This window comes from Burkholderia sp. Ac-20392, from assembly GCF_017104585.1.
Taxonomy (GTDB): domain Bacteria; phylum Pseudomonadota; class Gammaproteobacteria; order Burkholderiales; family Burkholderiaceae; genus Burkholderia; species Burkholderia lata.
In genome coordinates, this window is record NZ_JAAGPB010000452.1 from 1 (window position 1) to 6,926 (window position 6,926).

General features: G+C 68.4%; 7 protein-coding genes and 2 pseudogenes. 5 read left to right on the plus strand and 4 right to left on the minus strand.

The genetic code is table 11. From position 1 onward, the window contains the following. From G3N99_RS42125 to fghA, 3 genes and pseudogenes are all read left to right on the plus strand, one after another. Positions 1–97 (plus strand): annotated as a pseudogene (locus G3N99_RS42125) (carbohydrate kinase); the annotation flags it as partial. A gap of 275 nt (positions 98–372) precedes the next feature. Continuing rightward, positions 373–1,479 carry an S-(hydroxymethyl)glutathione dehydrogenase/class III alcohol dehydrogenase gene (locus G3N99_RS31710; protein WP_011353045.1) on the plus strand — a complete coding sequence of 369 codons (1,107 nt, stop codon included), beginning with the start codon at positions 373–375 and terminating at the stop codon, positions 1,477–1,479. A 16-nt stretch (positions 1,480–1,495) separates the two neighbouring features. Next, complete coding sequence (gene fghA, locus G3N99_RS31715) at positions 1,496–2,344, plus strand: S-formylglutathione hydrolase (RefSeq protein WP_206124354.1); 849 nt, start codon at positions 1,496–1,498, stop codon at positions 2,342–2,344. Between the two features lie 127 nt (positions 2,345–2,471). Here fghA and G3N99_RS31720 read toward each other — a convergent pair whose 3' ends face one another. The 4 genes from G3N99_RS31720 to G3N99_RS31735 are packed head-to-tail and all read right to left on the minus strand — an operon-like array spanning position 2,472 to position 5,574. Continuing rightward, positions 2,472–3,254 (minus strand): metal ABC transporter permease, encoded by a 783-nt coding sequence (locus G3N99_RS31720; RefSeq protein WP_027789245.1) that lies wholly within the window; start codon positions 3,252–3,254, stop codon positions 2,472–2,474. Continuing rightward, positions 3,247–4,137, minus strand: a complete 891-nt coding sequence (locus tag G3N99_RS31725; protein WP_206124355.1) for an ABC transporter ATP-binding protein — start codon at positions 4,135–4,137, stop codon at positions 3,247–3,249. The genes G3N99_RS31720 and G3N99_RS31725 overlap by 8 nt, the downstream gene beginning before the upstream one ends. 14 nt (positions 4,138–4,151) lie before the next feature. Continuing rightward, positions 4,152–5,066, minus strand: a complete 915-nt coding sequence (locus G3N99_RS31730) for a zinc ABC transporter substrate-binding protein (RefSeq protein WP_206124356.1) — start codon at positions 5,064–5,066, stop codon at positions 4,152–4,154. Positions 5,067–5,112: 46 nt separating this feature from the next. Beyond that, a complete protein-coding gene (locus G3N99_RS31735; protein WP_011353040.1) occupies positions 5,113–5,574 on the minus strand; it encodes a Fur family transcriptional regulator in 462 nt (153 codons plus the stop codon). Positions 5,575–5,903: 329 nt separating this feature from the next. Between G3N99_RS31735 and G3N99_RS31740 the strand changes: the two genes are divergently transcribed. Continuing rightward, on the plus strand, positions 5,904–6,680 hold the full coding sequence (locus G3N99_RS31740) for an L-iditol 2-dehydrogenase (protein WP_174941395.1): 777 nt from the start codon (positions 5,904–5,906) through the stop codon (positions 6,678–6,680). A gap of 78 nt (positions 6,681–6,758) precedes the next feature. Then, positions 6,759–6,926, plus strand: a pseudogene (locus tag G3N99_RS31745) (sugar kinase); the annotation flags it as partial.

A 6,926-nucleotide genomic window follows, 5' to 3' on the forward strand; every position in this document is an offset into this window, starting at 1 on the left:
GCTCTCGCCGCGCGACGATCGCTCGCTGGCCGTGCGCCACGCACGCTTCATCGATCTGTATGCGCGAACGGATGCATGGTTCACGACGGGCGTTTAAACTCGAACACTTGTTCTTTTGCGTCAGCGATGACGCATCGTGGCAAGCCGGCGACCGTTTCCCGCACGCGATGCGTGGCCGGACCGGCCATCATGGCGAGCACGAGATTCTTTCGCCGTGCCGTGCGCGATGCCGCGCGGCACGGTTCCGACCGCTTTGCATGGAACCCGGTGCGAAGCATGGGACCGGCGTCGGTGCTGGCGCATCCACGCCGGTCGACGTGAGCGCCGACGCGCCAACCCGGGCCGACCTCACACACAGACAGGAGTCACACGATGAAGACGAAAGCAGCGATTGCATGGAAGGCGGGCGCGCCGCTGACGATCGAGGAAGTCGATCTGGAAGGGCCGCGCGCCGGCGAAGTGCTGATCGAGGTGAAGGCGACGGGCATCTGTCACACCGACTACTACACGCTGTCGGGCGCCGATCCGGAAGGGATCTTCCCGGCGATCCTCGGCCATGAAGGCGCGGGCGTCGTGGTCGACGTTGGCCCCGGCGTCGGCACCCTGCGCAAGGGCGACCACGTGATTCCGCTCTACACGCCCGAATGCCGCGAGTGCAAGTTCTGCCTGTCGCGCAAGACCAACCTGTGCCAGAAGATCCGCGCGACGCAGGGCAAGGGCCTGATGCCCGACGCGACGTCGCGCTTCTCGCTCGACGGCAAGCCGCTGTTCCACTACATGGGCACGTCGACGTTCTCGAACTACATCGTCGTGCCGGAGATCGCGGTCGCGAAGGTGCGTGAAGACGCGCCGTTCGACAAGATCTGCTACATCGGCTGCGGCGTGACGACGGGCGTCGGCGCGGTCGTGTATTCGGCGAAGGTCGAGGCTGGTGCGAACGTCGTCGTATTCGGCCTCGGCGGCATCGGCCTGAACGTGATCCAGGGCGCGAAGATGGTCGGCGCGGACAAGATCATCGGCGTCGACATCAACCCGAAGCGCGTCGAGCTTGCGAAGAAGTTCGGGATGACGCACTTCATCAACCCGAACGAAGTCGAGAACGTGGTCGACCACATCGTGCAGCTGACCGACGGCGGCGCGGATTACTCGTTCGAATGCGTGGGCAACGTGAAGCTGATGCGCCAGGCGCTCGAGTGCACGCACAAGGGCTGGGGCCAGTCGTTCATCATCGGCGTGGCGGCAGCCGGCGAGGAAATCAGCACGCGTCCGTTCCAGCTCGTGACGGGCCGCGAGTGGAAGGGCTCGGCGTTCGGCGGTGCGCGCGGCCGCACCGACGTGCCGAAGATCGTCGACTGGTACATGGAAGGCAAGATCAACATCGACGACCTGATCACGCACACGCTGCCGCTCGAGCGGATCAACGAAGGCTTCGACCTGATGAAGGCCGGCGAGTCGATCCGCTCGGTCGTGCTGTACTGACCGGGAGCGCACCGCGATGCTCGAACTCGTTTCCTCGCACGCGTGCCACGGCGGCGAGCAGCGTTTCTACCGTCACGATTCGGCGGCCATCGGCCTGCCGATGAAGTTCTCGGTGTACCTGCCGCCGCAGGCCGCGCACGGCCGCGTGCCGGCGCTGTTCTATCTCGCGGGGCTCACGTGCACCGACGAGACGTTCGCGATCAAGGCCGGCGCGCAGCAATACGCGGCGCAGCACGGCATCGCGCTCGTGATGCCCGACACGAGCCCGCGCGGCGCGGGCGTGCCGGGCGAGACCGATGCGTGGGACTTTGGTGTCGGCGCGGGCTTCTATGTCGATGCGACCGAGGCGCCGTGGTCCGCGCATTACCGGATGGAGTCGTACGTGACGGGCGAGCTGCGCGAACTCGTCGCGGCCGAGCTGCCGATCGACGGCGCGCGGCTCGGGATCTTCGGGCACTCGATGGGCGGGCACGGCGCGCTGACGCTCGCGTTGCGCCATCCGGGCCTGTACCGGTCGGTGTCGGCGTTCGCGCCGATCGCGGCGCCCACGCGCTGCCCGTGGGGCGAGAAGGCGTTCTCGGGCTACCTCGGTGCCGATCGCGAAGCGTGGAAGGCACACGACGCGAGCGAACTCGTCGCGCGTGCCGATGCGCCGAAGTTCGCGGACGGCATCCTCGTTGATCAGGGCCTCGCCGATCAGTTCCTCGCGAACCAGCTCAACCCCGACGTGTTCGAAGCCGCCTGCGCGAAGGCCGGCCAGCCGCTGACGCTTCGTCGTCATGCAGGCTACGACCACGGGTACTACTTCATCTCGACGTTCATCTCCGATCACATCGCGCATCACGCGCGCGTGCTCGCACGGTGAGCGGGTAGGGAAGCAGGTAACGCACACGGCGCGCCGCACGATCGCGGGCGCATACAAAAACGCCGGCGCTGCCCTCGGGCACGCCGGCGTTTTTCATTTCGTCGAACGGTGATCTGCCGGGCGGCGATCAGTGGCGCCGCAACAGGCTCGCGCCGTACACGAGCGCCGACAGCGCGGTGATCCAGAAGCTCGTCGGCCAGTCGGTGTGATACGCGAGCACGATGCCGAGCCACGCTTCGAACAACGCGAACAGCGCGGCGAGCAGCACGCCGGTCGACAGCCGCGTCGTCACGTTCTGCGCGGCCGCAGCCGGCCCGACCAGCAGCGTGAACACCAGCAGCACGCCGACGATCTGCGTCGCCGCGGCGACCGCGAGCGCGCACACCGCGAGGAACAGCATCGACACCGTGCGCAGCGACACGCCCTTGGCTTCGGCCAGTTCGGGCTGCAGCGACGCGAACAGCAGCGGCCGCGCGATCAGCGCGAGCGCGAGCAGGCTCACGGCGCCGATGCCGGCGAGCACCGCGAGCGTGTCGTGGCTCACCGCGAGCACGTTGCCGAACAGCAGCGCGGTGACCTGCGTCGCGAACGACGTGTAGAAATGCAGGAACAGCAGGCCGAAGCCGAGCGCGCCGGACAGGATCACGCCGATCGCCACGTCGCGGCCCGCGAGCTTCTCGCCGAGCGCGCCCATCCCGATCCCGGCCGCGAGCGTGAAGCCGACCATCCCCCAGATCGGCGAGATGCCGAGCAGCACCGCGCCCGTCGCGCCGGTGAAGCCGACGTGCGACAGCGCGTGGCCGGCGAAGGTCTGCCCGCGCAGCACCAGGAAGTAGCCGACGATGCCCGCGAGCACCGCGACGATCCCCGACGCCGCGAAGGCGTTGATCATGAAGTCGTATTCAAACATCGTGCGAATGCCCGGGATGAGCGTGTCCGTGGTGGTGATGGCCGTGGCCGCCGCCACCGCCGTGCGAGTGGCCGTCGTCGTCCTCGTGTTCGTGGTCGTGCTTTTCGATCTCGACGTCGCCCGACATCACGAAGATCTTGCCGTTCACGCGCATCACGTCGATCGGCGAACCGTAGAGCCGCGACAGCACCGGCTTCGTGATCACCTCGTCGACGGTGCCGAGCGCCGCGACGCCGTTGCCGAGATACAGCACGCGGTCGAGCGCGTTCAGCAGCGGATTCAGTTCGTGCGCGGAGAACAGCACGGTGATGCCGAGCTCGCGCTGCACGTTGCGCACGAGCTCGACGACGCCGCGCTGGTGGTTCGGGTCGAGGCTGATCAGCGGCTCGTCGAGCAGCAGCAGCTTCGGGCTGCCAAGCAGGCATTGCGCGAGCAGCAGGCGCTGCCGCTCGCCGCCGGACAGTTCCGACAGCGGCCGGCGTGCGAGCGTCGGGCCGCCGACGAGATCGAGCACGCGGTCGACGTCGCGGCGCGTCGTCGCGTTCGTGTGCGGCAGCCCCCAGCGGTGGCCGTCGGCGGCCATCGCGACGAAGTCGTAGCCGCGCATCCGGCGGTTCGCGAGGCCGCTGCGGATCTGCGGCATGTAGCCGATCGACGCGTTGCCGCGCACGACCGGCACGCCGCCGACGGACAGCGTGCCGGCCGACACGGGCACGAGGCCGAGCACCGCGCGCATCAGCGTCGTCTTGCCCGCGCCGTTCGGCCCGAGCACGCCGACGAATTCGCCGGGTTCGATCGAGAAGCTGACGTCGCGCAGGATCGTGCGTCCGCCCAGTTCGAGCGTGACGCGATCGACGGCGAGTGCGTGAGGAGTGGCGGTCATGTCGTTACGGTGGTTTATTTCTTGCCGGCGGCCAGCGCGGTCGAGAGCGCGTCGAGCTGGCCGGCCATCCATTGCTGGAAGGTCTTGCCGGCCGGCTGCGTCTCGGTGACGCTGACGGTCGGCACGCCGCCGTCGCGCGCGATCTTCAGCAGGCGCTTGGTCATCGGTTCTTCAGCCTGGCTGTTGTAGATCAGCACGCGCACCTGCTTCTTGCGCAGGTCGTTCTCGAACGCGGCGACGTCCTGTGCGCTCGCCTCGGTGTCGTTCATCGTCGCGAGCTGGAAGCGCTGGTTGCGCATGTCGAGGCCGATCGCGTCGGACATGTAGCCGAACACGGGCTCGGTGGCCGTGACCGGCACGCCCTTGTACTGCGCGCGCAGCGCGGCGACCTTGTCGTCGACGGGCTTCAGCGAGGCAACGAACTTCTGCAGGTTCGCGTCGTATTCGGCCTTGTTCGCCGGATCGGCGCGGCCGAGCTCGGCCGCGATCGCGCGCGCGGCGGCAGGCATCGTCGCCGGGTCGTACCACAGGTGCGGGTTGTCGCCGGCCTTCTTGCCGACCAGATCGGCGACGACGATGGTCGCGCGCTTTGCCTGCTTCGACGCGCCGAGCAGCTTGCTCATCCACGGATCGTAGTTGGCGCCGTTGTAGATCACGACCTGCGCGTGCTGGAGTGCGCGGGCCGTTTTCGGGCTGGCTTCGAACAGGTGCGGATCCTGGTCCGGATTGCTGAGGATGCTCGTGACCGCGACGTGGCTGCCGCCGATCTGCGACGCGACATCGCCGTAGAAATTCTCGGCGGCCACGACGTTGACGGTCGCGGCCTGCGCGAACGCGGGCGTCGCGAGCGACAGCGCGGCGACGGCGGTGGCGAGCCAGCGGACAGGCGACAGGGCACGCCGCGGCGCGCGCTTCAGGGCAATGGACATGGAACTCCTCGTTGGAAGGGGCGGCGCGTGCGCCGCGCGAGATGCGTCAGCGTTGTACGGGCTTGTGCTTGCAGTGCCCGCACAGGCCGCTCAGCTCGACGACCTGGTGGTGGACTTCGAAGCCGTGCGCGGGCTCGCTCGCGGACAACTGCTTCGCGAGGTCGCCGCCGGGAATCTCGACGGTGTCGCCGCACGAATCGCAAATCAGGAACTGGCCTTCGTGCGGCACGCCGATCTCGCAGCACGCGAAGAACGCGTTCTTCGATTCGATCCGGTGGATGAAGCCGTGCTCGACGAGGAAATCGAGCGCGCGATAGACGGTCGTGGGCGGCACGCGGCCGCGCTGCGGCTCGAGCTCGGCGAGCAGGTCGTACGCGCCGATCGGGCGCTGCGCGGCCAGCACGCGTTCGTAGACCTGACGGCGCAGCGGCGTCCACGCGAGCCCGTGCTCGGCGGCGAATGCGTCGGCCCGGGACAGCCGGGCGTCAATGGACGATGAGGTAGCCATGGCGTGAGGCAGGGCGATGAAACAAAGTATGGCGATGATATAACGTATCGCCGCGCCGTGCAGCGCGAAATCCGCCTTCCGCCCTCGCTCCGTCCCCTTCATTGCCGATCCGACCGCGCCGCACCGTGCGCGCTGTGCCTTGCCGGGCGTGCGCGGCGGGTTGCCGCGGTGCGCCGTCGTGCCGCAGCGCGTCATAGAAAGCCGTCACGTCGTCTTGACAGCGTGAATCGCGTATCCGATCATTCGATCACCAACAGAGCAATTGATCGGTTCGCGAGCGTTCGCTCACCTCGCAGCCGTCGACAAGCAGAACGAACCGGAGACAGCCAGTGAGACTGCAAGACAAGGTCGCGATCCTGACGGGCGCCGCAAGCGGCATCGGCGAGGCGGTCGCGCAACGCTATCTGGACGAGGGCGCACGCTGCGTGCTCGTCGACCTGAAGCCGGCAGGCGGCTCGCTTGCGCGGCTCATCGAGGCGAACCCCGGCCGCGCGGTGGCCGTCACCGCCGACGTCACGCGCCGCGACGACATCGAGCGGATCGTTGCCACGACGGTCGAACGCTTCGGCGGCGTCGACATCCTGTTCAACAACGCGGCGCTGTTCGACATGCGCCCGATCCTCGACGAATCGTGGGACGTGTTCGACCGGCTGTTCGCGGTCAACGTGAAAGGGCTGTTCTTCCTGATGCAGGCCGTCGCGCAGCGGATGGTCGAGCAGGGACGCGGCGGCAAGATCGTCAACATGTCGTCGCAGGCCGGGCGTCGTGGCGAGGCGCTCGTTTCGCACTACTGCGCGACCAAGGCCGCGGTGATCAGCTATACGCAGTCGGCCGCGCTCGCGCTCGCGCCGCACCGGATCAACGTGAACGGCATCGCGCCGGGCGTCGTCGACACGCCGATGTGGGAGCAGGTCGATGCGCTGTTCGCACGCTACGAGAACCGGCCGCTCGGCGAGAAGAAGCGGCTCGTCGGCGAAGCCGTGCCGCTCGGCCGCATGGGCGTGCCGGGCGACCTGACCGGCGCCGCGTTGTTCCTCGCGTCGTCCGACGCCGATTACGTTACCGCCCAGACGCTGAACGTCGACGGCGGCAACTGGATGAGCTGACATGGTGCCGCTCGCACGCGCCACCAGCCGCCCGGCCCGCGACGACGCGGCCGCCGGCGCACGAGGAGGGCACGCCTGATGGCCGAGATCGTCGTTGCCGGCGAACTGCTCGCCGAATTCGTCGCCGCCGAACGCGGCCAGGGCTTCGATACACCGGGCCTGTTCGAAGGGCCGTTTCCGAGCGGCGCGCCGGCGATCTTCGCCGACCAGGCCGCGCGGCTCGGCGCACGCGTCGCGTATGCGGGC